Origin of the sequence: Pseudomonas koreensis (assembly GCF_025447595.1) — a bacterium.
In the GTDB taxonomy this organism is placed as follows: Bacteria; Pseudomonadota; Gammaproteobacteria; order Pseudomonadales; family Pseudomonadaceae; genus Aquipseudomonas; species Aquipseudomonas koreensis_H.
This window is the reverse complement of the sequence record NZ_JAOEJU010000021.1, coordinates 55049-75959: the sequence shown is the minus strand read 5'-3', so window position 1 is coordinate 75959 and position 20911 is coordinate 55049. Positions and strand designations below refer to the sequence as shown.

Sequence of the window (20911 nt, the reverse complement as noted above, 5' to 3'; positions counted from 1 at the left end):
AACGACAAGAGCCCTTGTTGCGACCAGCGCAGCAAGGGCTTTTTTGTGCCAGTGATTCAGGACAGTTTCACGTTCATGGTGATACGCGCCGTGAACACTTTCTTGCCTTCGGCGTCGTGGACATCCACCGGCACGATCTTGTCGCCTTCGGTCTGCCAGTCCAGTGCTTCGCCATTGGCCACGGCGGTCACGTCGGTCTTGGCCTTGGCCAGGTATTCGACGGTCATGCCTTTGGGAATCCAGCGTGCGCCGGCGGGAATCGACACATCGGTCATCATCCCGGCCGCCAGTTCGGCAGCGTTGCACAGGGCTATGGCATGGACGGTGCCGAGGTGGTTGGTGATCTCGCGGCGAAACGGCACCTGCACCTGCGCGGAACCTGCCCGCAACTCGGTGACCAGCGGATTGATAGTGCTGAAGTACGGCGCGACCTGGCACGCCATCTGACTGAATGCCTGGGAACCGACGCTGTTGAACATGCTGAGAAACTGACTCATGGGTGACGCCTCGCGGTTAGGGGATTTGCAGAATTATGTTCCGTTACAGAATATTGTTCTGTAGCGGAACGGTATTCTGTCCGCGGGAAATCTGTCAACCTGTGCGCGTTTCGATCACCGGCACGAATGTGCCCTTTACCCGGATTTTCAAGGCCCATGGACACCGCAGATCTTCTCGAACGCAGCTACCCCGGCCGCCGCGCCGAACTCAAGCGCGACATCTTTCGCAAGGCCCTGCGCTTGTTCAACGAGCAGGGCATTGAGGCCACTACCATCGAAATGATCCGTGCCGAGTGCGACACCAGCGTCGGGGCGATCTACCACCATTTCGGCAACAAGGAAGGACTGGTGGCCGCGCTGTTTTTCACCGCGCTGGAGGATCAGGCACGCCTGCGCGACGCCTATCTGGCTGGCGCGACGACCACCGAAGAGGGCGTGCAGGCGCTGGTCTACAGCTACGTGGATTGGGTCGAGAATCAGCCGGAATGGGCGCGGTTCCAGTATCACGCGCGTTATGCCGTGACCCGGGGCCCGCACAAGGATGAACTGGCCGAGCGCAACAAGACCCGCAATCTGGGTTTGCGTACTTGGCTGGCCGAGTCCGGGCGTGCGGCTGAACTCAATGAATGCCCGGCCGAACTGTTGCCGTCGCTGATCGTCGGACAGGCCGACAGCTATTGCCGCGCGTGGTTGTCCGGGCGAGTGCAGGGCAGTCCGAAGGCTTATCGTGAATTGCTGGCGCAAGCCACATGGCGCTCGATCCGCCGCGAACCCGAACGCTGATTTTCAGAGACAAAAAAAGAGCCTCAAGACTCTTTGATGGGGAGGAAGTAGAGCCCGTGAGGCTCAAGATGCGCATGAAGCCAGGAGCGGGCTTGATTGGGGTTCAGGGCACCCGCACCTGCGCAGCGGTTTGGCGAACCAAGCGGCTGCGCAGTTCCATCGTAGGAAGGTGCGGCTGCGCTCTCAAGTACCGTCAGTCACTTGCCTTTGAGGCGCTGGCAGCGGCTCTTTGGACCATCGCGGTGATGGTCGCGAACAGTTCGTCACGGGCCTGTTCGGCGCTGATTTCGTCAGTGGCTGCCGCTTGCGACAGCGCTTCGGCGGCGCCGAGCATGGCGCGTAATCCTGCCTGACCGATCTCTGCGCCGTCCGCGAAAGGTGACAGCACGCTGCGGCACTTCTCCAGAAAGATCGCCTCGTATTCGCGCTTGATTCTCTCCAGTTCCGGGGTGCTCGCCAGGGCAGCAATGACCCCCGGAATCTCGTTGCCCTGGGTCAGCACGCAATCGACATACGCCGTGGCAATCACCGTCGCGGTGCCGCTCAAGGACGCTTCGGCATTGGCCAGCGCCGCGTCCATCAGTGCCGTCTGGCGCTTATCGAAATCCTGGTACAGCGCCGCGAGCAGACCGGCGCGGGTGGTGAAGTGGTCATAGACCACCGGTTTGGTCACACCGGCCTTTTCCGCCAGATAGCCGAGGGTCAGGGCATCTGTGCCTTCTTCGCGAATCAGTTGCCAGGCCATGTCGAGCAACTGGCGCTGGCGGTCTTCCCGCGACAGGCGTCGACGGGGTTGTGCGGGATCTGGGATTTCAGTGGTTGACATTGCTTATATACCAAGCGTAACTTACTGAAGGTAACTTACCAAGCGTAGCTTATCGAAAGGATAAGCCCTTGGTCAGCAATCACCAACCGGAGATTTCCCATGCACGCATTGATTGTTGTAGATCACGATGATCCACGTTCGCTGACCCACGCGTTGGCGCAACAGATTGCCAAAGGCTTGTCGGAGAACGATCCATCCAACACCTTCGAAATCGCCGACCTGCACGCCGAAGAATTCAATCCGCGCTTTGGTGTGGCGGACTGGGCGGTGCATCACCGCGAATCCGCGCCACCGGCGGACGTGCTGGCCGAGCAGGCACGCATCGACCGCGCCGATGCGCTGGTGCTGGTCTATCCGGTGTTCTGGTGGTCGATGCCGGCGCTGCTCAAAGGCTGGATCGACCGGGTGTTCAGCAATGGCTGGGCGTACGATTTCGACGGTGATAAGACGCTGAAGAAGCTCGGACGATTGCGCGTGCACCTGGCTGCACTGGGCGGGGCCGATACGCGCACCTACGAACGCCACGGCTACGGCGCGGCGATGAAGACGCAGATCGATCACGGGATTTTCGATTACTGCGGGGCAACGGTGGCGGGCTCGGCGTTGTTGCTGGAGTCCGAGTCGAGCGATCCTGCGAGGCAGTTGCAGGCGGCGCGCGAACTCGGACTTGGGTTGTTCCGCTGACCCCCTGTGGGAGCGAGCCTGCTCGCGATTGCGATCTGCCAGTCAAGACATGTGTTGAATGACACACCGCCATCGCGAGCAGGCTCGCTCCCACAACGGGGCTATGGTGTCAGCGTGCACCCGGCCAGCCGGATTTTTCGAGAGCGGCGAGCAGGGTGTCAGCGTCCAGTCCCGGCACCGAATGCCCGTTGCCTTCGGTGCTGTCGCTCGCCAGCAGGGCGTTGATGATCGCTTCTTCCACCGCCTCCGTCGCCGCCAGAAACAGCTCGCTGATGTGATCGTTGTTGACCATCCGCAAGCCATCGCAGGTCGATGCGCCTTTGCCTTCGTAAGCGGCAGGCGGGATATGACCGTTGCCGGTGGCGAAGGCGATGAAGATGTCGCCGCTGTGATCTTCATTGCCGCCGCCGGTACGCGCCAGACCGAGGCTCGCCCGTTGCGCCAGTCGCGTGCATTGATGCGGCAACAGCGGTACATCGGTGGCCAGGCACACCACGATCGAACCCATGCCCGGATGCGGTAAAGAGGCGCGCAGGAACGGCGAATCCACCTGTTCCATGTAACGCCCGACCGGGTAGCCGTCGACCCGCAACTCGCTGCGAATCCCGTGGTTGGCCTGGACGATGGCGCCCACTGTCCAGCCGCCCTGAGCCTTGCTCAAACGGCGCGATGCGGTGCCGATCCCGCCCTTGAATTCGTGGCAGATCATGCCACTGCCACCGCCCACCGCACCTTCCTGCACCGGGCCGTCAACGGCATTGCTCATCGCTTCGGCCACATGTTTGGGTTTCACATGAAAGCCGTTGATGTCGTTGAGCAATCCATCGAAGGTTTCCAGCACTACCGGCATGTTCCAGTAGAGACGGCCGTCATCCGGTTGCTGCGCGCGATCCAGTTCGATCAAGGCGTCGCGCACCACGCCGAGGCTGTGAGTGTTGGTGAAGGCGATCGGGCTGGTCAGCAGGCCTGCCTCGCGAATCCACTCCAGTCCTGTGGCGTCACCGTTGCCGTTGAGTACGTGAACGCCGGCGAAACACGGTTGTGCGTTGGTCGAACCGGCGCGTGGCTCGATCAGGGTGACGCCACTGCAGATGTCTCGACCGGTGACGCTGCGGCCGCGCACGTTGCTGTGGCCGACCCGCACGCCGGGTACGTCGGTGATGGCGTTGAGCGGGCCGGGCTGCAATTGGCCGATGCGGATATGGAGATCGCGGGCACGTGGTTTCATTAATGTTCTCTCTGTTGAAGGCAGTGATTCGAAGGGCTGTTATTGACCGTTCTTGACCTTGCTCCACATCCGCGTGCGCACCCGCTCGGTGGCCTTGGGCAGGGGCTCCAAGGTGTACAACGTGGCCATCGCCGTGGCGGACGGATACACCGCCGGGTTGTCGCGGGTGGCCTGGGCAACCAGCACCGTGGCGGCGCGATTGCCGTTGGGGTAGGAGAGGTGATCGCTGACCGGCGCAATCACCTCGGGCCGCAGCAGGTAGTCGATGAACGCCAGGCCTTGAGCCGGATGCGGCGCGTCCTTGAGCAATACCAGCGTGTCGAACCACACCGGCGCACCTTCCTTGGGCAGGCTGTACTGAATCTTCACGCCGTTGTCGGCCTGCTCGGCGTTGGTCTTGGCTTCGAGCATCGCGCCGGACCAACCGACCGCCACGCAAATGTTGCCGTTGGACAGATCGCTGATGAATTTCGAGGAATTGAAGTAGGCGATGTGCGGGCGCAGTTTCAGCAGCAGCGCTTCGGCTTTCTGATAATCCTCGGTCCTAGTGCTGTTGGGCGGCAGGCCGAGATAGTGCAGCGCGACCGGGAGCATTTCCGACGGCGAATCGAGCATCGCCACACCGCATTCGCCGAGTTTGGCGAGGTTCTCTTCCTTGAACACCAGATCCCAGGAGTCCACCGGTGCCTTGTCGCCCAGCACCGCGCGCACCTTGTCGACGTTGTAGCCGATGCCGTTGGTGCCCCACAGATACGGCACGGCGTATTGGTTGCCGGGGTCGTTGCTGGCCAATTTGTTCAGAAGGTCGTTGTCGAGGTTCTTCCAGCCCGGCAGTTGATCGCGGGGCAGCGGGGCGAGGGCGCCGGCCTTGATCAGGGTCGGCAGGCTGAAGTTGCTCGCCACGACCACGTCGTAGCCGCTGCGGCTGGTCATCAGTTTGCCTTCCAGCACTTCGGCGCTGTCGAAGGTGTCGTAGACCGGTTCGATACCGCTGTCACGCTTGAAATCATGCAGGGTGTTCGGGCCGATGTAGTCGTACCAGTTATAGACATGCACGCTCGGTGTTTCGGCCGCTTGCGCGGTCAGTGCGACAGACACAAAGCCCGCCAGGCCCAGGTTGATATACCCACGATGACAACGCATGATGCGGCACTCCTGGCCTGTGGCAGGCCGGTGATGAACAGGAGTGGTCAGCCTATCGGGCGGGCCGTGCCGTACCCATTCCCATCATGGGTTACTCAAAAGGGGTAGAGCGTGGACGCGTTGCTGCAGGAATTGCCGGTGCATCAGAGCCTGTCGCGGGTTTTCGCCACGGTCGGACAGGACGGTTTCTGGCGCGCGCTGGTCGATACGCTGCGGTTGCTGGTGCCGCTGGACAATGCGCTGGTGGCGGTGATGCAGACGGGGCGGGCGCCGCAATTGCTGATCGACTTCGACAGCCAGGGCCGCGCCGACGAGCAGGAAGAACTGGCTGGTTACTGTGCCGGCATGTACCTGCTTGATCCGTTCTATCAGGCTGCGGTCGCCGGGATCGCCGACGGTCTGCACAGCCTCGCGTCCGTTGCGCCGGACCAGTTTCTGCACAGCGAGTATTACCAGAGCTACTTCCGTTCGGTGGTCGGCGCGGATGAGCTGCAATTTCTGGTCAACCTCGACGACGGCGTGCTGGGCTTGTCGATGGGCCGTTCGACGGCATTCAGTTTGCAGGAGCAGGGGCGCCTGCTCTGCGTTCGGGACTGGGTGCTGTCAGCGATGCGCCGGCATGTGCAGTTGATGCCGCCGCAAGGCGCAGCAGTCGAGGCGCCGGTCGGTGATATTGCGGCGCTACTCGACCGTTTCGACGCCCGGCTGACTGCGCGCGAGATCGACACGGCGCGCCTGATTCTCCAGGGCTTTTCCAGCAAGGCCATCGCCCAGCACATGAGCATTTCGCCGGAGACCGCGAAGGTGCACCGGCGCAATCTCTATCACAAGCTCAATGTCACCGGGCATGGCGAGTTGTTTGCGCTGGTGCTGCGGCCGCGCTGATCGTGGTCAGCCGATCTGCTTGAACAGCAGCGCCTTCAGACCGCTTTCCGGGTCGATATCCGGAAACTCCGGCGGGTTTTCAAGCCGTTGCTCGAAACGCAGGCTCGGCGCTTCCTGGGTCACGCCGTCGATCAGGAAGTCGGAACCGAACGAAGGATCGTTCATGCAGGCCAGCACCGTGCCCTGCGCCGTGAGCAATTCCGGCAGACGACGCAGCACACGCTGGTAATCCTTGGTCAGCAGAAAACTGCCTTTCTGGAACGACGGCGGGTCGATGATCACCAGATCGTACGGACCGCTGTTGATCACCTTGCCCCAGGATTTGAACAGGTCATGGCCGAGGAAACTCACCTTGCTCAGGTCATGCCCGTTCAGCCGGTGATTGTCGCGGCCCCGGCTCAGCGCGGCGCGGGACATGTCGAGGTTGACCACATGGCTGGCGCCGCCCTCGATGGCCGCCACCGAGAATCCGCAGGTGTAGGCGAACAGGTTCAGCACCCGTTTGCCCGCCGCGTGTTCGCGCACCCAGTTACGCCCGTAGCGCATGTCGAGGAACAGCCCGGCGTTCTGCTTGCGGCCCAGATCCACCCGATATTTCAGCTCGCCTTCGACGATGGTCATTTCGTCGATTTCTTGCCCCAGCAACCATTCGGCGGTGCTCTGCGGCAAGTAGCGGTGCTGGATCAACAGGGTATGGGCGCCGGATTGCTGCCATGGCTCTGAACCGGTGATCTCCAGCAACAGCCGCTTGAGGTCTTCCAGCTGCGAAGCCTCGGGCTCCTTGAACAGCGACACCAGCACCACGCCTTGCAGCCAGTCCACGGTGACTTGCTCCAGCCCCGGCCAGCAACGCCCGCGCCCATGGAACAGGCGCCGGGTTTCGGCCGGTGCCGAAGTCAGCGCGGTGAGCAGGTGGGCATGGAGAACGGCGAGGGCTTGAGGGTTCATCAATCAGGATCGGCCAGCAAAAGGGCGCGCATTTTAACCGCAATTACCCGTCGGCGACTGCCCGTTAACCGGCTGTTATCGAAAAGACCTGTATCAAAAATGAATTTCTGTACAAGGCGCTGCTCATACCAGATAAGCAGCGGGATCAAGCCGCTAAATCGTTCATGCAATTCAGGGAGTGCCAGTTCATGTGTCCAATTTCGACGTCGAGCGCGCACCTTCCTGGCGGGTTGATTCTGGTGGTCGAGGACGATCCGTTGATTCTGGAATTTCTGTGCGAAATTCTTCAGGAGGAAGGTTTCAAGGTCGAGCCGCAGACCAGCGCCGATGCGGCTTCGCAATATCTGGAAGCGCACGCGCCGGAAGTCGCGCTGCTGCTCACCGACATCACAATGCCCGGCACGCTTAACGGCGCGGATCTGGCCAATCTGGTCGGCGAGCGCTGGCCGGACAAACCGGTGATGGTCATGTCCGGTTATGAAACACCGGAAACCTCGGGCGTGAAGCATCCGGTGGCGTTCATCAAGAAGCCCTGGGCCATCGGCCAGTTGCTCGATTGTGTGGACAGCGCGTTCAAATCCAGGGCGCCGCGTCTGCACTGAAGCATCCCGCAAGTGCTACATTGCCGGGCATCGTTGCCCGGCCCCTTGCGAGGAAGTGATCTTTTGTCTGCTCACGATGCTGTTTTCAACCGCGCGTTCGGCGCGTTCCTGTTCGACATGGACGGCACCGTCCTCAACTCCATCGCCGCCGCCGAGCGGATCTGGTCCGCCTGGGCCTTACGCCACGGGGTGAACGTCGAAACGTTCCTGCCGACCATCCACGGCGTGCGCGCCATCGACACCATCACGCGTTTGAACCTGCCGGGCGTGGACGCCGAGGCCCAAGCGGCGTTCATCACCGAGGCAGAAATCGAAGACGTCGAAGGCATCGTCGAGATCCCCGGTGCGGCGGCGTTTCTCAAGTCATTGCCGGCGGATCGCTGGGCCATGGTGACCTCGGCGCCACGGGACCTGGCGTTGCGCCGGATGGCCGCGGCGGGGATTCCTGAGCCTGCGGTAATGATCACTGCCGAAGACGTGAGCGCCGGCAAACCTGATCCGGCCGGTTATCGACTGGCGGCCAAGCGTCTGGGCCTGGAACCGGCGGACTGCCTGATCTTCGAAGACGCCACCGTCGGTATTCAGGCCGCTGAAGCCGCCGGCGCACCGTTGATGATCATCACCACGACTCACCAGCATCCGCTTGAAACCGCGCACGCGACCATCGCCAGTTACCGCGACATTGCGCTGAGCATCGACAGCGACGGCCAGTTGCACCTCAACCCCTCCAAATAACAGCACCGACCCTGTGGGAGCGAGCTTGCTCGCGATTGCAATCTGTCCGTCATACACGCGCTGGCTGACACACCGCTATCGCGAGCAAGCTCGCTCCCACAAGGTATGTATTAATAAACGCCGGGCACCAAGCGCCAGCTGCGGGCGCAATAGGCGTCGTATTCGGCGCCGAACTGCGTGCGCAGCAAGGCCTCTTCGGAATGGATGCGGGCGATCAGCGGGATCAGCGTCAGCGCCGCCAGCAACAGGCCGACGACCGAGCGGAACGCCAGCGCCCAGCCGATCGCATTGATCACCAGCCCCAGATAACTGGGGTTGCGCAGATGCCGGTAAATGCCTTCGGTCACAAGCCGATGTCCCGGTTGAATCGCCACCAGCCCGCTGAACCGATGGCCCAGCACGAATACCGGCCACAAACGTAATCCGCCACCCACGATAAACAGCAACGCGCCCAGCCAACGGGTGCCTTCGCGGCCGATGGTCCAGAAACCGATGCGGTCGCAGTAGGCCGGCAGAAAAGCACTGACCAGTCCGATTACGGCAAACGCCGGAATCACCCAGCGATTGGCCCGGTCCTCGCGTTCGCCGGTACTCAGGTTCACTTCCGTGAACAATGACGCCACCACCATGGCAAGCGTGGCCAGGGCCACCACGACCAACGCGCCGTGAGAAAAGAACACCGCTACGCCACCGATGCCCCACATCGCCAGACCCAGATAGGCGAGGGTCGCGAGCACGGCGACCACGGTCATTTGCGCGGACATTTTCATAGGCACCTCACGGCTGTTCCGTTCAGTGTAGATCGCGGCACGATCCCCGGCGTTTAACCGCCGGCAGGGGTGTGGACTAAACTTCAGGCAGAGACGTTCCGATCATCCGGTCCGCCGCTTCGGGAGTCCGCCATGCTGCACATCCGCACGCCGCTGTTACTCCATCCGACCCTGTCGACCGCGTCCCGGCGCATCTGGCTGAAGCTGGAAAACCTGCAACCGAGTGGCTCGTTCAAGCTGCGCGGCATGGGCCTTTTGTGCAGTGAGGCGGCAGCGCAGGGCAAACGCAAGGTTGTGTGTCCATCCGGCGGCAATGCCGGGTTGGCCACGGCGGTGGCCGCGGTCAGACTGGGTCTGCAAGCCTGCATCGTGGTGCCAAACACCACGCCGGAAGCGACCCGCGCGCGTATTCGCCGCACCGGCGCGGAGGTTATCGTCCATGGCAAAGTCTGGGACGAGGCCAACCAGCGGGCGCGGGAGCTGGCCAGTGCAGCGGACACTGAATACGTGCCGGCTTTCGACCACCTGGTCTTGTGGGAAGGGCATAGCTCGATGGTCGATGAGATTCTCGAGGACTGCCCGCAAGTCGATACTGTGGTCACGTCGGTCGGCGGCGGTGGATTGTTGGCGGGAATTCTCACCGGGCTGCTGCGTCATGACCGTCGCGATTGCCGGGTGATCACCTGCGAGACTCAAGGGGCGTCATCTTTCGCGGCCGCCATGCAGGCTGGCCATCCGGTGCGCCTGAGCCGGATCGACACGGTGGCCATGTCGCTGGGCGCCGCTCAGGTGGCGGGCTGGCCGGTGCAGCACCTCAGCGAATTCGATCATGAGTGCCTGGTGTTGTCCGATGATGACGCGATCATGGGGGTGGTGCGTTTCGCCAATGATCTGCGACAACTGGTCGAACCGGCCTGCGGTGTATCACTGGCGGTCGCTTATCTCGATCATCCGGCACTGGCCGAAGCCCACGACGTGGCAATCATCGTCTGCGGCGGAGTCAGTATCAGCGCGCAACTGGTGGCCGGCTGGGCCCGGCTGGGTGCTTGAATCCGGTCAGCGGGAAAAACGCTGGCGGTACTCCCGTGGTGAAATCCCCAGGTTGCGCTGGAAGGTGTAACGCATCCGGTCCTCGACGCCGAAACCGCAGGCGAGGGCGATCTGGTCGATATTGCGTTCGGAATCTTCGAGCAGGCGCCGCGCCGTCTCCACCCGCAACAATTCCACGGCTTTGGCTGGCGTCCGGCCGGTCTTGAGTTTGTAGACCCGGGCGAAATTGCGCGGGCTCATCCGCGCTTCGCGGGCCAGGACTTCCACGGTCAGTGGTTCGCCGGCCAGATTTTCCGCGATCCACAGGTGCAGTTCATCGAACGCCGCGCTGTCCTCGGTCTGGGCCTGCAGCAGTTGGCTGTACTGGGCCTGGCCGCCGGCACGCTTGAGGTACACCACCAGTTCCCGGGCGACTTGCAGGGCCACTTCGCGTCCGCAATCGGCTTCCACCAGTGCCAGTGCGAGGTCGATACCGGCGGTGACGCCGGCGCAGGTCCATACTCCGTCGTGCTGGACAAAAATTGCATCGCCGTCGACTTCGATCAAAGGGAAGCCGCTCTTGAGCATGTCGCACATTGCCCAGTGAGTCGCGGCACGGCGGCCATCAAGCAGATCGGCCTGAGCCAGCAAAAACGTACCGCTGCACACTGAGGCGGTACGCCGGGCACCGGCCGAAGCCTGTTTCAGCCAGGCAATCATCGGCCCGGAACCGGCCATCACCTGCACGATGTTCGGAGAACCGGGAACGATCAGCGTATCGATGTCGATGGCTGCGAAATCGCTAACGGGAACTGTGTCCACGGACAGCCCTTCGGCGGTCGGGATCAGTCCGCCTGCGAGGCTCGCGGTGTAGCGTTCGTATCCGGGCAAGCCGCGCTCGCTCATGGCTTTGGTCGCGGCCCAGAACACCGTTTGCGCACCGGTCAAGTCAAGCAGTCCCATGTCGGGGTAGGCCAGAAAGACCACGCTGCGCGGGCGAGGCTGGACGTCGGGGCTGGAGGATTCTTTCATGAGCATGGCCTGTTTGATTGCCTGAAGTGCCAGGCGGGCGGCGGAGAATAAACGGCAAATGTCCTGAAAAACCGGCGTGGCAGGATTTCCGGGATTTATGTCATTCACACGCGTGAAAGGTCAACTCGATGTGGACGGCCGCGAGCGGTTGAACGATGCCAGAACCGTGTTGATGGCTCTGCAGCCTCATACCCTGTAAGACCTTTTGCGACTCAAGTTCTGCACATTATGTCTTGGACGGTCTTTCTGGCGAAATCTAGGATGTGCTCAAGGTCAAGACCGACCACGACTCACGAGGACAGCATCATGAGCTTGAAAGACAAACTGCCCGGCCAGCTGGGCTTCGGCACCGCCCCTCTGGGCAACATGTTCCGCGCCATTCCTGAAGAAGAAGCCCAGGCCACCGTGCATGCGGCGTGGGATGCCGGCGTGCGCTACTTCGACACCGCGCCGTTCTACGGCTCGGGCCTTTCGGAAATCCGCCTCGGCGAAGCACTGTCCCGCTACAAGCGCGATGACTATGTGCTCAGCACCAAGGTTGGCCGGGTGATTCTCGATGAAGTCGAAGACGCCGCTGCCCGGGATCTGGGCGAGAAAAGCGGGGTGTTCGAACACGGCCGCGCGAACAAGATCGTCAACGACTACAGCGCCGACGCCACATTGCGCTCGATCGAAGACAGCCTCAATCGTCTGAAAACCGATCGCCTCGACATCGTCTGGGTGCACGACATCGCTCAGGATTTCTACGGCGACCAATGGCTCGAGTATTTCAATCAGGCCCGCACCGGTGCCTTCAAAGTCCTGACCCGCCTGCGTGAAGAAGGCGTGATCAAGGGCTGGGGCCTGGGCGTGAACAAGGTCGAACCGTGCGAGTTGACGCTGGACCTGACCGAGGCGCAGCCTGACGGCTTCCTGTTGGCCGGCCGCTACACCTTGCTCGATCACGACCGCGCACTGCAGCGTTTGATGGATTCGGCACTGGCGCAGAACGTTGAAATCGTGGTCGGCGGCCCCTACAGCTCGGGGATCCTGGCCGGCGGCGCGCACTTCGAATACCAGAAGGCCAGCCCTGAAATCATTGCCAAGGTCGAGCAGATCAAACGCATCGCCGCTGCCCACGGCGTCGATGTCAAAGCGGCTGCACTACAATTCTCGCTGGCCAATCCGGCCGTGGCGGCAGTGATTCCCGGCGCGAGCAAACCGGGGCGCATCGCTGAAGATGTAGCGGCGCTGTCGGCGGTCATTCCGGCCGGTTTCTGGCAGGCCATGCGTGAAGCGAAACTGGTGTCCGAACGTGCACCATTACCCATTGACGAGGTGAAAGCATGAAGATCGATCTGAGCGGAAAACTGGCGATTGTCAGCGGCAGCACGGCGGGCATCGGTTTGGGCATCAGCCAGTCGCTGGCCGAGGCGGGCGCCACGGTGGTGGTAATCGGTCGCGACGCGGCCAAGGTCGAACAGGCGCTGGCGAGCATTCGCGAGAAGGTGCCGGGCGCGCAACTGCGCGGACTGACGGCGGATCTGGGCACGGCCGAAGGCGCGCAGAAACTGTTCGCCGCCGAGCCGAAGGCCGACATCCTGGTGAACAACCTCGGCATCTACAACGCCGTGGATTTCTTCGATGCGCCGGACGATGAGTGGACGCGCTTTTATGAAATCAACGTGATCTCCGGCGTGCGCCTGTCGCGGCACTACGTACCGGCGATGGTCGAGCAGGGCTGGGGCCGGGTGATCTTCCTGTCTTCGGAATCCGGCGTGGCGACCCCGGCCGACATGATCAACTACGGCGTGACCAAAAGCGCCAACCTCGCGGTGTCCCATGGCCTGGCCAAACGCCTGGCGGGCACAGGGGTTACGGTCAACGCGATCCTGCCGGGGCCGACCTTCACCGACGGTGTCGAGGAAATGCTCAAGGATGCCGCCGCCGAATCTGGCCGCAGCCTGCGGGACGAGGCTGACGCGTTTGTGCGCCGGGCCCGTCCGAGCTCGATCATCCAGCGCGTGGCGGATGTCGAAGAGGTCGCGCACCTGGTCACCTACATCGCTTCACCGCTGTCCTCGGCCACCACCGGTGCCGCCTTGCGGGTCGACGGCGGCGTGGTCGACAGCCTGGCTATCTGAATTCATTGAGAGAGACTTTTTATTTATGGCAACAGCATCAGCAACGATCGACATCCCGGCTTCGGCCGATCAGGTCTGGCAATTGATTGGCGGCTTCAACACCTTGCCGGACTGGCTGCCGTTCATTCCCAACAGCGAGCTGAGCGAAGGCGGGCGCGTGCGCACGTTGCAAACCGCTGACGGCGCAGTGGTGGTCGAGCGTCTGGAAACGTTCGATAACGCGGGCAAAACCTACAGCTATTCGATCGTGGAGGCACCGTTTCCGGCCACCGATTATCTGGCGACAATTCGTGTGGAAGCCCAGGGGCAGGGCGCGAAGGTGACGTGGTCGGGACGCTTCACGGCCAAGGGTGTGAGCGATGAGGAAGTGGTGGCGTTGTTCAGCGGCATCTATCAGGGCGGCCTCGAAGCGCTGCGCGCCAACTACCCCGCCTGAGTCTCTGCAAGTCCCCCTTGTGGGAGCTAGCCTGCTAGCGATGACGGTCCATCATTCAACTATTTTTTGACTGACACACCGTCATCGCCAGCAGGCTGGCCCCCACATGGGGAACACATGAAGGTCAGGACTGTGAAATCAGGCTCTGCCGACAATCCAGCACCAGCTTCGCCCCGCCCAGATCGCTGCGCCCCACCTCAAGACTGAACCCATGCAGGTTGACGATCGCCGCGACGATCGACAGTCCCAGACCAAAGCCATTCTGCGGTTGCCCGCCCTCGGCGCGGTAGAAACGCTGGAACACCGCTTCCCGTTCGGACTCCGGAATGCCGGGACCGGAATCGTGTACTTCAATCCGGGTGTGTCCCGCATCATTCACGCCACGCAAAATCACTATCCCCCCGGCGGGTGTGAACTTGATCGAATTGCTCAACAGGTTTGCCAGCGCTTCAAACAACAGCGCCCGGTCACCATTGAGCAGTGGCAGGGTTTCCGGCAGTTTCAGCTCGAAGCGCAGTTCATCTTCCTCGGCCAGCGGCAGATAAAACTCGTGCAGTTCCTGCAGCAGCAACACCGGATCGAGCTCGACAAACCCCGAGCGCCGCTGACGATCTTCCAGCTCGGAAATCCTCAGCAACCCGCGAAACCGCGCCATCAACGTATCGGCCTCGGCCAGCACCAGATCCAGTTGCGCCGCTTCCGGCGAGCCTTCGCCGGCCTGTTGCTGCATGCGATACAGCTGCGCGCGCAAACGGGTCAGCGGTGTGCGCAGGTCATGGGCGATGTTGTCGCACACGCCTTTGACTTCGTTCATCAAGCGCTCGATGCGATCAAGCATGGCGTTGACGATGGCGGCGAGCATGTCCAGCTCATCGCGGCGATTGGACAGCGGCAAACGGTGAGTCAGGTCGCCGGCGACAATCGACTGGGCGCTGGCCTGGATCGCCCGGATCCGCCGCAGCGGCCGACGACGCAGCAAATGCCAGCCGATGATTCCCGGCACAATCGTCAGCGAAACGCCCCAGAGCAAGGCATGCAGAATGATCTTGGTCACCGCGAACAACGAGCCGTTGTCGCGCAACAACACCAGCCAGCGGCCGTCGCGGGTCGGGGTGGCTACCGCGTCGCAGCTGTCGTTGGGCAAGGTCGGGTCGTCGGAGTCGGCGCATTCGCTGAGCATGTGGATCTTGCCGTCCAGCGGCAGGCCTTCGGGGATTTTCTGCAACGCGCCGCCGAGGTAACGGTGCTGGGCGTCGAACAGGCCGTAGGCGTCAATGCCGCGAATGTCGAAGGTCATGCTGGCGGCGAGCGCGTCTTCCAGCTGATCGCCGCGAAAGTGCGAAAACAGATGCTGACGTTGCATCAGCGAGTGCTTGGCCAGATTATCGAGATAGCCGGACACCTCGAAGTACATGACCCCCATGAGGATCGCACTCCAGGCCACGAACAACGAACTGTACAGCGCCAGCAGTCGACTGCTGGAAGAACGCCAACCGTCAGACGGGTTCGGCAATGACATAACCCGAGCCTCGCACCGTGCGGATCAGCGGGACATTGCCCGGCGGGTCGATCTTCTTGCGCAGGCGGCCGATGTGCACGTCGATCAGGTTGGTGCCGGGGTCGAAGTGATAGCCCCAGACCTCTTCGAAAATCATCATCCGCGACAGGATCTGGCCGCTGTTGCGCATCAGAAATTCCAGTAACTTGTATTCGGTCGGCAACAGCGTCAGCACCTGCTCGGCGCGACGGGCTTCATGGCTGATCAGGTCGAGTTGCAGATCCGCCACCTGCAACGTGGTCGGCTGGGCGCCGTTGCTGTTCTGCCGACGCAGCAACACTTCGACCCGGGCGGCCATTTCGTCGGTGGCGAACGGTTTGGTCAGGTAGTCATCGCCGCCGGCGCGCAAGCCGCGCACGCGCTCGTCGACGTCGGAGAGGGCGCTGATCATCAGGATCGGCGTCGCCACGCCCATGGTGCGCAGGGTGGTGACGATGGCCAGGCCATCAAGCTCCGGCAACATGCGGTCGAGTGTGATCAGGTCGTAATTGCCGCTGACGGCGCGGTTCAGGCCTTCGCGGCCGTTGTCGACCCAATCCACGTCGAGGCCGTGGCTGCTCAGTTCGGCGACGATTTCACGGGCAGTCACGGCGTCGTCTTCGATGGTCAGGATGCGAGTCATGGTGGGCCTGCTGATCGGTTGAAACGGAATGGCAGCATTTTGCCAAGATTTTGCGGTGACGCTTTAAATTAACTTTCATGTTTTAGCCGTCATTGGTCGCAGTCGCCGAATTATTTTGTGAAACGTTGATATCATCTGGCCACGTTTTTCAAGGAGTGATGCCGTGAGCCGATTGATTCGTGGTGGCTGGATGCCGATGGCCGGGATATTGCTGGCGCTGCTGAGCGCTTCGGCACTGGCCGCCAACACCCCGTGTTCCGGGAAGAAGGGCGGCATCGCTCGCTGCGACGGCGATCTGTTCCTGTGCAATGACGGCTCCATCAGCGGCTCGAAGAAGAGCTGTGCCGCCATGTTCGGCAGCCGCGAACAGGCGCGACCGCAACAATTTCTGCAAAGCAATGACGGCTGTGATTGTGGCACCGGTTCGTTCTGCACCGGGCCGCGCGGCGGCGTGTATTGCCTGACTCCGAGTGGCAAGAAAAGCTACAAACGCAAATGACCGGGCTTTTGTGCCAATGCATAAAACCCGCTGTTATCGACCTGTTGTTGCAATTTGCATGGATCTGGGAAGTTCAGACTTTTTAACTGATTGAATCCAAACGATTTATTTAATGTTGGCGACTGGCACGGTCACTGCAATTCCTCTGATGACGAGTTGTAACACCATTTTTCATGCCGGGAGCAGAACAACAATGAATAGATCCTCAGATGGGTTTTATCCTGCCTTCGAAGGCGAGTCGAGCAACGTCTCAGGGGTGTCCTGGGGCGCGATCTTCGCTGGGGCCGCAGCAGCTGCGGCGCTGTCGTTGATTCTGGTCCTGCTCGGTTTCGGTCTGGGCTTCTCCGCTGTTTCACCGTGGGCCGGGGAGGGCGTCAGCGCCAAGAGCCTGGGCATTTCAACGATCATCTGGCTGGCCGCCACACAAATCATCGCATCGGGACTGGGTGGCTACATCGCCGGTCGCCTGCGGGTGAAATGGGCCAACATGCACGGTGATGAGGTGTACTTCCGCGACACAGCCCATGGCTTCCTCGCTTGGTGTGTGGCGACACTGGTCACCGCGACGCTGGTGGTCGGCTCGGTCAGCAGCATTGTCAGCGGTGGTGTGCAGGCCGGTGCGAGTGTTGCCGGTGGTGCGGCCAGTGCCATGACACAAGCAGCCGGCACCGCAGCGGCCAACACTGACAGTGATCAGTACGGCTACTTCGTCGACAGCCTGTTCCGCGACGATCGTCCTGCTGCCGTCAGCGATGACGCCGCCCGTGGCACCGTGACCCGAATCTTCGCCCAAAGCCTGGCCAACGGTCAGCTCAGCGCAGAAGACCGTACCTACCTCGCCCAACTGGTCGCCCAGCGTACCAACCTGACCCAGGCCGACGCCGAACGTCGGGTCGATGAAATCTACGCCCGTACACAAAAGGCAATCGCCGACGCCAAAGTGAAAGCGCAACAAACCGCCGACACCGCCGCCAAAGTCGCTGCCTGGACCTCGCTGTGGATGTTCATCGCGCTGCTGGCCGGTGCGTTCTTCGCCAGTCTCTCGGCCACCTTCGGCGGTCGCCGCCGGGATGCGGTCGAGTACGTCGAAGTCGAAACCTACACCACGACCACGCTGCCGCCAGTCCGTTAATCAAGGAGAACCACCATGCGCTCACTACTGCTGTTTTTCCTCGGCGTTCCAATCCCGATCATCATCCTGATCGCCCTGTTCGTGCACTGATTCCTTGAGGCTCATGCCTTGGCCGCTTCCACCTTCGGGTTGAAGCGGCTTTTTGCTGTTTGCGCAGCGTCGAAGGTGCAGAACCGTACAGTCATTTCCATGGCCTGGATCAATATTCGTCGGCGCAATATCCCCTACCGTGAAATTTCCAGGCCCTTGCCGCTGGATCGACTACATTGCTTGCGCGCACTTTGCTGCGCGAGCGGAACCAACCTGCCGGCCCGATAGAGAGCGATAAACCCCACGAGCCGGCGAGGTGTAGTGCAGCAAGGAGCTGTTTCAACCTCACCTGAACTTTTCACGGATGATCATTGCAATGCACTGCCTAGAAAGAACCTTCGATATCCAGCCTTTGGCGCAGGCGGATATGACTGTCCACATCAACGGCCAGCCGGTCACCGCCGCCATCGGCGAAACCGTGCTCAGCGTCATTCAATCCCTCGGGGTGCGCCAGGTCGCGCGCAACGACCACAACCAGGTCAGCGGTGCCTATTGCGGCATGGGCGTGTGCCAGTGCTGCCTGGTGAAAATCAACGGCCGGCACAAACGCCGCGCCTGCCAGACCGTGGTGCGCGAGGGCATGCTGATCGAAACCCAGGCCAACCGTATTCATGGGCAGGAGGTGGTATGAGCCTGCATCCGGTGATCGTCGGCGGTGGCCCGGCGGGAATGGCCGCGGCCATCGAACTGGCCCTGCACGGGGTGCGTTGCACCTTGCTTGAAGAAGCTTCGCGCCTTGGCGGCGTGGTCTACCGCGGGCCGCTGCGCGACGGTGTGCAGCTGGATTACTTGGGGCCGCGCTATTCCGAGGCGCTGGGCAAACTGCACGGTGATTTTCAGGAGCAGTCCGGGCTGATCGACGTGCGCCTCAACCACCGCGTGGTCGGCGCCGAAGGCACGCGCTCGCTGGTGGTGCTGGACGGCGACGAGCGTCTGCACGAAATCGAGTACCCGCAGCTCCTGCTGGCCGCCGGTTGCCACGAACGCAGCGTGCCGTTTCCCGGCTGGACCTTGCCCGGCGTGATCATGCTCGGCGGTCTGCAATTGCAGATCAAAAGCGGCGTGGTCAAACCGCAGGGGCCGGTGGTGATTGCTGGCACCGGGCCGCTGTTGCCGCTGGTGGCAACCCAGCTGCACGCGTCGGGCGTGAGCGTGGCCGGGGTCTACGAGGCCTGCGCGTTCGGCAAAATCGCCAAGGAAAGTCTGGCGCTGCTGAACAAGCCGCAGCTGTTTCTCGATGGCTTGAGCATGCTCGCCAATCTGAAATTGCACGGCATCCCGATGAACTACGGCTGGGGCGTGGTCGAGGCGCACGGCGAAGGCGAACTGAAAAGCGTCAGCGTGGCGCCGTACTCGGCGACGTGGGAGCCGGACATGAGCCGCGTTGAACGCTTCGAGGCGAAGACGCTGGCAGTCGGTTACGGCTTCATTCCGCGCACGCAACTGAGTCAGCAAATGGGCCTGGATCACGGCTTCAGCGACGACGGCTACCTGCGCGCCAACGCCAACGTCTGGCAGCAAAGCAGCGAACCGCACGTGCATCTGGCCGGTGACATGGGCGGGATTCGTGGCGGCGAAGCGGCGATGCTGGCCGGCAAGATCGCGGCGACCTCGATCCTGCTGCAACGCGGTGTGCTCGAAGAGGAATTGGCGCGAGTTCGTCGTGATCGCTACCTGGGCAAACTCAAAGCCATCGTGCGTTTCCGCGCGGCGGTGGATCGCTACACCGAACGCGGTGTCGGGCAGACCGCATTGCCGTCCGCCGACACGGTGATCTGCCGCTGCGAACACGCGACCCGCGCCGACATCGATCGCGCGCTGGAGCAGGGCGTGCAAGACATCGCCAGCCTTAAAATGCGCACCCGCGTGAGCATGGGCGACTGCCAGGGGCGGATGTGCGTCGGCTATTGCAGCGACCGTTTGCGACAGGCTACCGGGCGCAAGGATGTCGGCTGGCTGCGGCCGCGTTTCCCGATTGATCCGATTCCTTTTTCCGCGTTCCAGTCCCTCGGCACGGAGGCCGTTTCCCATGAGTAAGTTCTATGACGTGGTCATCGCCGGCGGCGGTGTGATCGGCGCGTCCATCGCCTATCAATTGTCCAAGCGCAAAGGCCTCAAGGTTGCGCTGATCGACGCCAAGCGCCCGGGCAACGCGACCCGCGCCTCGGCCGGTGGCTTGTGGGCGATTGGTGAGTCGGTGGGGCTGGGCTGCGGGGTGATTTTCTTCCGCATGATGTCGGCCAATCGCAAGCGCGAAACCCAGGGCGCGGCGGTGGCGGTGGACTCCAGCACGCCGCACATCCTGCCGCCATCGTTCTTCGATTTTGCCTTGCAGTCCAACGCGCTGTACCCGGCGCTGCACCGCGAGCTGCGCGACAATCACGGGATGGATTTCAAGTTCGAAAAGACCGGGCTCAAGTTCGTGATTTATGACGATGAAGACCGGCTGTACGCCGAGCACATCGTCGGCTGCATTCCGCACCTGGCCGATCAGGTGCGCTGGCTCGATCAGGCGGCATTGCGCGAGTCCGAGCCGAGCGTCAGCCATGAAGCGCGCGGGGCGCTGGAGTTTCTCTGCGATCATCAGGTCAGCCCGTTTCGCCTCGCAGACGCCTACGCCGAAGGCGCCCGGCAAAATGGCGTGGACATGTACGTCAACACCAACATCACCGGCGTGCTGCATCACGGCTCGCGGGTGACCGGCGTGCAAACGACCGAAGCCGGGGTGTTTCACTGCAAGACCCTGATCAACGCCGCTGGCGCCTGGGCGGCGGATTTGAGCGAGTGGGCCACTGGCATCCGGATTCCGGTGAAACCGGTGAAAGGCCAGATCCTGCTCACCGAGCGCCTGCCGAAAATCCTCAACGGTTGCCTGACCACCAGCGATTGCTACATGGCGCAGAAGGACAACGGCGAAATCCTGATCGGCAGCACCACCGAGGACAAGGGCTTCGACGTCACCACCACCTGGCCGGAAATCGCCGGGCTGGTGCAGGGCGCGGTGCGCTGCCTGCCGGAACTGGCGGACATCAACCTCAAACGCACCTGGGCCGGGCTGCGGCCGGGCTCGCCGGATGAGTTGCCGATTCTCGGGCCGATGGCCGGGGTGGAGGGGTATCTCAACGCCTGCGGGCATTTCCGCACCGGCGTGCTGACGTCGGCGATTACCGGGGTGTTGCTGGACAAACTGGTCAACGATGAACCACTGCCGCTGGACATCACGCCGTTTCTGGCGGACCGGTTTGCAGTGGCGCCCGTTGAGACGAAACTCGAACTAGAGATGGCCTGA

23 protein-coding genes are annotated in these 20911 nt (G+C 62.1%); 14 read left to right on the top strand and 9 right to left on the bottom strand.

Going from position 1 to position 20911, the window contains the following annotated elements; all coding sequences use genetic code 11:
• Nucleotides 1-56 precede the first annotated feature (56 nt).
• Nucleotides 57-497, bottom strand: coding sequence for a hotdog fold domain-containing protein (locus N8H71_RS22285; protein ID WP_085602607.1), 441 nt, complete (start codon nucleotides 495-497; stop codon nucleotides 57-59).
• A 156-nt stretch (nucleotides 498-653) separates the two neighbouring features.
• On the opposite strand from N8H71_RS22285, the gene N8H71_RS22280 reads away from it, so the two are divergent.
• Nucleotides 654-1280: a TetR/AcrR family transcriptional regulator gene (locus N8H71_RS22280; RefSeq protein ID WP_262195702.1), complete on the top strand. Its 627-nt coding sequence runs from the start codon at nucleotides 654-656 to the stop codon at nucleotides 1278-1280.
• Nucleotides 1281-1473: 193 nt separating this feature from the next.
• On the opposite strand, the gene N8H71_RS22275 is transcribed toward N8H71_RS22280, so the two are convergent.
• Complete coding sequence (locus N8H71_RS22275; protein WP_262195701.1) at nucleotides 1474-2106, bottom strand: TetR/AcrR family transcriptional regulator; 633 nt, start codon at nucleotides 2104-2106, stop codon at nucleotides 1474-1476.
• A gap of 99 nt (nucleotides 2107-2205) precedes the next feature.
• Here N8H71_RS22275 and N8H71_RS22270 point away from each other — a divergent pair, with 99 nt between their 5' ends.
• Nucleotides 2206-2790, top strand: coding sequence for an NAD(P)H-dependent oxidoreductase (locus N8H71_RS22270; RefSeq protein WP_262195700.1), 585 nt, complete (start codon nucleotides 2206-2208; stop codon nucleotides 2788-2790).
• A gap of 109 nt (nucleotides 2791-2899) precedes the next feature.
• Here N8H71_RS22270 and N8H71_RS22265 read toward each other — a convergent pair whose 3' ends face one another.
• On the bottom strand, nucleotides 2900-4018 hold the full coding sequence (locus N8H71_RS22265) for a P1 family peptidase (protein WP_262195699.1): 1119 nt from the start codon (nucleotides 4016-4018) through the stop codon (nucleotides 2900-2902).
• A gap of 39 nt (nucleotides 4019-4057) precedes the next feature.
• Nucleotides 4058-5161 carry an extracellular solute-binding protein gene (locus N8H71_RS22260; protein WP_262195698.1) on the bottom strand — a complete coding sequence of 368 codons (1104 nt, stop codon included), beginning with the start codon at nucleotides 5159-5161 and terminating at the stop codon, nucleotides 4058-4060.
• Between the two features lie 111 nt (nucleotides 5162-5272).
• Here N8H71_RS22260 and N8H71_RS22255 point away from each other — a divergent pair, with 111 nt between their 5' ends.
• Nucleotides 5273-6046 (top strand): helix-turn-helix transcriptional regulator, encoded by a 774-nt coding sequence (locus N8H71_RS22255; RefSeq protein ID WP_262195697.1) that lies wholly within the window; start codon nucleotides 5273-5275, stop codon nucleotides 6044-6046.
• 6 nt (nucleotides 6047-6052) lie between these two features.
• Here the strand turns inward: N8H71_RS22255 and N8H71_RS22250 are convergent, their stop codons facing one another.
• A complete protein-coding gene (locus N8H71_RS22250; protein ID WP_262195696.1) occupies nucleotides 6053-6994 on the bottom strand; it encodes a class I SAM-dependent methyltransferase in 942 nt (313 codons plus the stop codon).
• A gap of 188 nt (nucleotides 6995-7182) precedes the next feature.
• On the opposite strand from N8H71_RS22250, the gene N8H71_RS22245 reads away from it, so the two are divergent.
• Nucleotides 7183-7596, top strand: a complete 414-nt coding sequence (locus N8H71_RS22245; protein WP_262195695.1) for a response regulator — start codon at nucleotides 7183-7185, stop codon at nucleotides 7594-7596.
• 63 nt (nucleotides 7597-7659) lie between these two features.
• Entirely contained in the window at nucleotides 7660-8331 is a 672-nt protein-coding gene (locus N8H71_RS22240) for an HAD family hydrolase (RefSeq protein WP_262195694.1), read from the top strand.
• A 110-nt stretch (nucleotides 8332-8441) separates the two neighbouring features.
• On the opposite strand, the gene N8H71_RS22235 is transcribed toward N8H71_RS22240, so the two are convergent.
• Complete coding sequence (locus tag N8H71_RS22235) at nucleotides 8442-9101, bottom strand: methyltransferase family protein (protein ID WP_085654273.1); 660 nt, start codon at nucleotides 9099-9101, stop codon at nucleotides 8442-8444.
• A gap of 132 nt (nucleotides 9102-9233) precedes the next feature.
• Here N8H71_RS22235 and N8H71_RS22230 point away from each other — a divergent pair, with 132 nt between their 5' ends.
• Nucleotides 9234-10151, top strand: coding sequence for a pyridoxal-phosphate dependent enzyme (locus N8H71_RS22230; RefSeq protein WP_262195693.1), 918 nt, complete (start codon nucleotides 9234-9236; stop codon nucleotides 10149-10151).
• Between the two features lie 6 nt (nucleotides 10152-10157).
• On the opposite strand, the gene N8H71_RS22225 is transcribed toward N8H71_RS22230, so the two are convergent.
• A complete protein-coding gene (locus tag N8H71_RS22225; protein WP_262195692.1) occupies nucleotides 10158-11162 on the bottom strand; it encodes a GlxA family transcriptional regulator in 1005 nt (334 codons plus the stop codon).
• A 306-nt stretch (nucleotides 11163-11468) separates the two neighbouring features.
• Between N8H71_RS22225 and N8H71_RS22220 the strand changes: the two genes are divergently transcribed.
• From N8H71_RS22220 to N8H71_RS22210, 3 genes are read left to right on the top strand one after another with little or no spacing between them, the layout of a single operon-like run.
• Nucleotides 11469-12491 (top strand): aldo/keto reductase, encoded by a 1023-nt coding sequence (locus tag N8H71_RS22220; protein WP_262195691.1) that lies wholly within the window; start codon nucleotides 11469-11471, stop codon nucleotides 12489-12491.
• Nucleotides 12488-13285 carry an SDR family NAD(P)-dependent oxidoreductase gene (locus tag N8H71_RS22215; protein WP_262195690.1) on the top strand — a complete coding sequence of 266 codons (798 nt, stop codon included), beginning with the start codon at nucleotides 12488-12490 and terminating at the stop codon, nucleotides 13283-13285. The genes N8H71_RS22220 and N8H71_RS22215 overlap by 4 nt, the downstream gene beginning before the upstream one ends.
• A 25-nt stretch (nucleotides 13286-13310) precedes the next feature.
• Nucleotides 13311-13721, top strand: coding sequence for an SRPBCC family protein (locus tag N8H71_RS22210; RefSeq protein ID WP_262195689.1), 411 nt, complete (start codon nucleotides 13311-13313; stop codon nucleotides 13719-13721).
• Between the two features lie 124 nt (nucleotides 13722-13845).
• Here N8H71_RS22210 and N8H71_RS22205 read toward each other — a convergent pair whose 3' ends face one another.
• A complete protein-coding gene (locus N8H71_RS22205; RefSeq protein ID WP_262195688.1) occupies nucleotides 13846-15240 on the bottom strand; it encodes a sensor histidine kinase in 1395 nt (464 codons plus the stop codon).
• Nucleotides 15218-15901, bottom strand: a complete 684-nt coding sequence (locus N8H71_RS22200; protein ID WP_262195687.1) for a response regulator transcription factor — start codon at nucleotides 15899-15901, stop codon at nucleotides 15218-15220. The genes N8H71_RS22205 and N8H71_RS22200 overlap by 23 nt, the downstream gene beginning before the upstream one ends.
• Nucleotides 15902-16091: 190 nt before the next feature.
• Between N8H71_RS22200 and N8H71_RS22195 the strand changes: the two genes are divergently transcribed.
• The 5 genes from N8H71_RS22195 to hcnC all read left to right on the top strand — a co-directional run bounded on the left by N8H71_RS22195 (nucleotide 16092) and on the right by hcnC (nucleotide 20911).
• Nucleotides 16092-16400: a hypothetical protein gene (locus tag N8H71_RS22195; RefSeq protein ID WP_431768320.1), complete on the top strand. Its 309-nt coding sequence runs from the start codon at nucleotides 16092-16094 to the stop codon at nucleotides 16398-16400.
• Nucleotides 16401-16593: 193 nt separating this feature from the next.
• Nucleotides 16594-17532 (top strand): hypothetical protein, encoded by a 939-nt coding sequence (locus N8H71_RS22190; RefSeq protein ID WP_262195685.1) that lies wholly within the window; start codon nucleotides 16594-16596, stop codon nucleotides 17530-17532.
• A 406-nt stretch (nucleotides 17533-17938) separates the two neighbouring features.
• Nucleotides 17939-18253: a cyanide-forming glycine dehydrogenase subunit HcnA gene (gene hcnA, locus N8H71_RS22185; RefSeq protein WP_262195684.1), complete on the top strand. Its 315-nt coding sequence runs from the start codon at nucleotides 17939-17941 to the stop codon at nucleotides 18251-18253.
• The gene (gene hcnB, locus N8H71_RS22180) at nucleotides 18250-19659 is read left to right on the top strand and encodes a cyanide-forming glycine dehydrogenase subunit HcnB (RefSeq protein ID WP_262195683.1); all 1410 of its coding nucleotides are present in this window, start codon (nucleotides 18250-18252) and stop codon (nucleotides 19657-19659) included. Before hcnA ends, hcnB begins: the two co-directional genes overlap by 4 nt.
• Nucleotides 19652-20911 carry a cyanide-forming glycine dehydrogenase subunit HcnC gene (gene hcnC, locus N8H71_RS22175; RefSeq protein WP_262195682.1) on the top strand — a complete coding sequence of 420 codons (1260 nt, stop codon included), beginning with the start codon at nucleotides 19652-19654 and terminating at the stop codon, nucleotides 20909-20911. The genes hcnB and hcnC overlap by 8 nt, the downstream gene beginning before the upstream one ends.

Coding starts and splice junctions, on each gene's coding strand:
- N8H71_RS22285 (WP_085602607.1), bottom strand. CDS start 497: ATGAGTCAGTTTCTCAGCATGTTCAACAGCGTCGGTTCCCAGGCATTC.
- N8H71_RS22280 (WP_262195702.1), top strand. CDS start 654: ATGGACACCGCAGATCTTCTCGAACGCAGCTACCCCGGCCGCCGCGCC.
- N8H71_RS22275 (WP_262195701.1), bottom strand. CDS start 2,106: ATGTCAACCACTGAAATCCCAGATCCCGCACAACCCCGTCGACGCCTG.
- N8H71_RS22270 (WP_262195700.1), top strand. CDS start 2,206: ATGCACGCATTGATTGTTGTAGATCACGATGATCCACGTTCGCTGACC.
- N8H71_RS22265 (WP_262195699.1), bottom strand. CDS start 4,018: ATGAAACCACGTGCCCGCGATCTCCATATCCGCATCGGCCAATTGCAG.
- N8H71_RS22260 (WP_262195698.1), bottom strand. CDS start 5,161: ATGCGTTGTCATCGTGGGTATATCAACCTGGGCCTGGCGGGCTTTGTG.
- N8H71_RS22250 (WP_262195696.1), bottom strand. CDS start 6,994: ATGAACCCTCAAGCCCTCGCCGTTCTCCATGCCCACCTGCTCACCGCG.
- N8H71_RS22245 (WP_262195695.1), top strand. CDS start 7,183: ATGTGTCCAATTTCGACGTCGAGCGCGCACCTTCCTGGCGGGTTGATT.
- N8H71_RS22235 (WP_085654273.1), bottom strand. CDS start 9,101: ATGAAAATGTCCGCGCAAATGACCGTGGTCGCCGTGCTCGCGACCCTC.
- N8H71_RS22230 (WP_262195693.1), top strand. CDS start 9,234: ATGCTGCACATCCGCACGCCGCTGTTACTCCATCCGACCCTGTCGACC.
- N8H71_RS22225 (WP_262195692.1), bottom strand. CDS start 11,162: ATGAAAGAATCCTCCAGCCCCGACGTCCAGCCTCGCCCGCGCAGCGTG.
- N8H71_RS22220 (WP_262195691.1), top strand. CDS start 11,469: ATGAGCTTGAAAGACAAACTGCCCGGCCAGCTGGGCTTCGGCACCGCC.
- N8H71_RS22215 (WP_262195690.1), top strand. CDS start 12,488: ATGAAGATCGATCTGAGCGGAAAACTGGCGATTGTCAGCGGCAGCACG.
- N8H71_RS22210 (WP_262195689.1), top strand. CDS start 13,311: ATGGCAACAGCATCAGCAACGATCGACATCCCGGCTTCGGCCGATCAG.
- N8H71_RS22205 (WP_262195688.1), bottom strand. CDS start 15,240: ATGTCATTGCCGAACCCGTCTGACGGTTGGCGTTCTTCCAGCAGTCGA.
- N8H71_RS22200 (WP_262195687.1), bottom strand. CDS start 15,901: ATGACTCGCATCCTGACCATCGAAGACGACGCCGTGACTGCCCGTGAA.
- N8H71_RS22195 (WP_431768320.1), top strand. CDS start 16,092: ATGCCGATGGCCGGGATATTGCTGGCGCTGCTGAGCGCTTCGGCACTG.
- N8H71_RS22190 (WP_262195685.1), top strand. CDS start 16,594: ATGAATAGATCCTCAGATGGGTTTTATCCTGCCTTCGAAGGCGAGTCG.
- hcnA (WP_262195684.1), top strand. CDS start 17,939: ATGCACTGCCTAGAAAGAACCTTCGATATCCAGCCTTTGGCGCAGGCG.
- hcnB (WP_262195683.1), top strand. CDS start 18,250: ATGAGCCTGCATCCGGTGATCGTCGGCGGTGGCCCGGCGGGAATGGCC.
- hcnC (WP_262195682.1), top strand. CDS start 19,652: ATGAGTAAGTTCTATGACGTGGTCATCGCCGGCGGCGGTGTGATCGGC.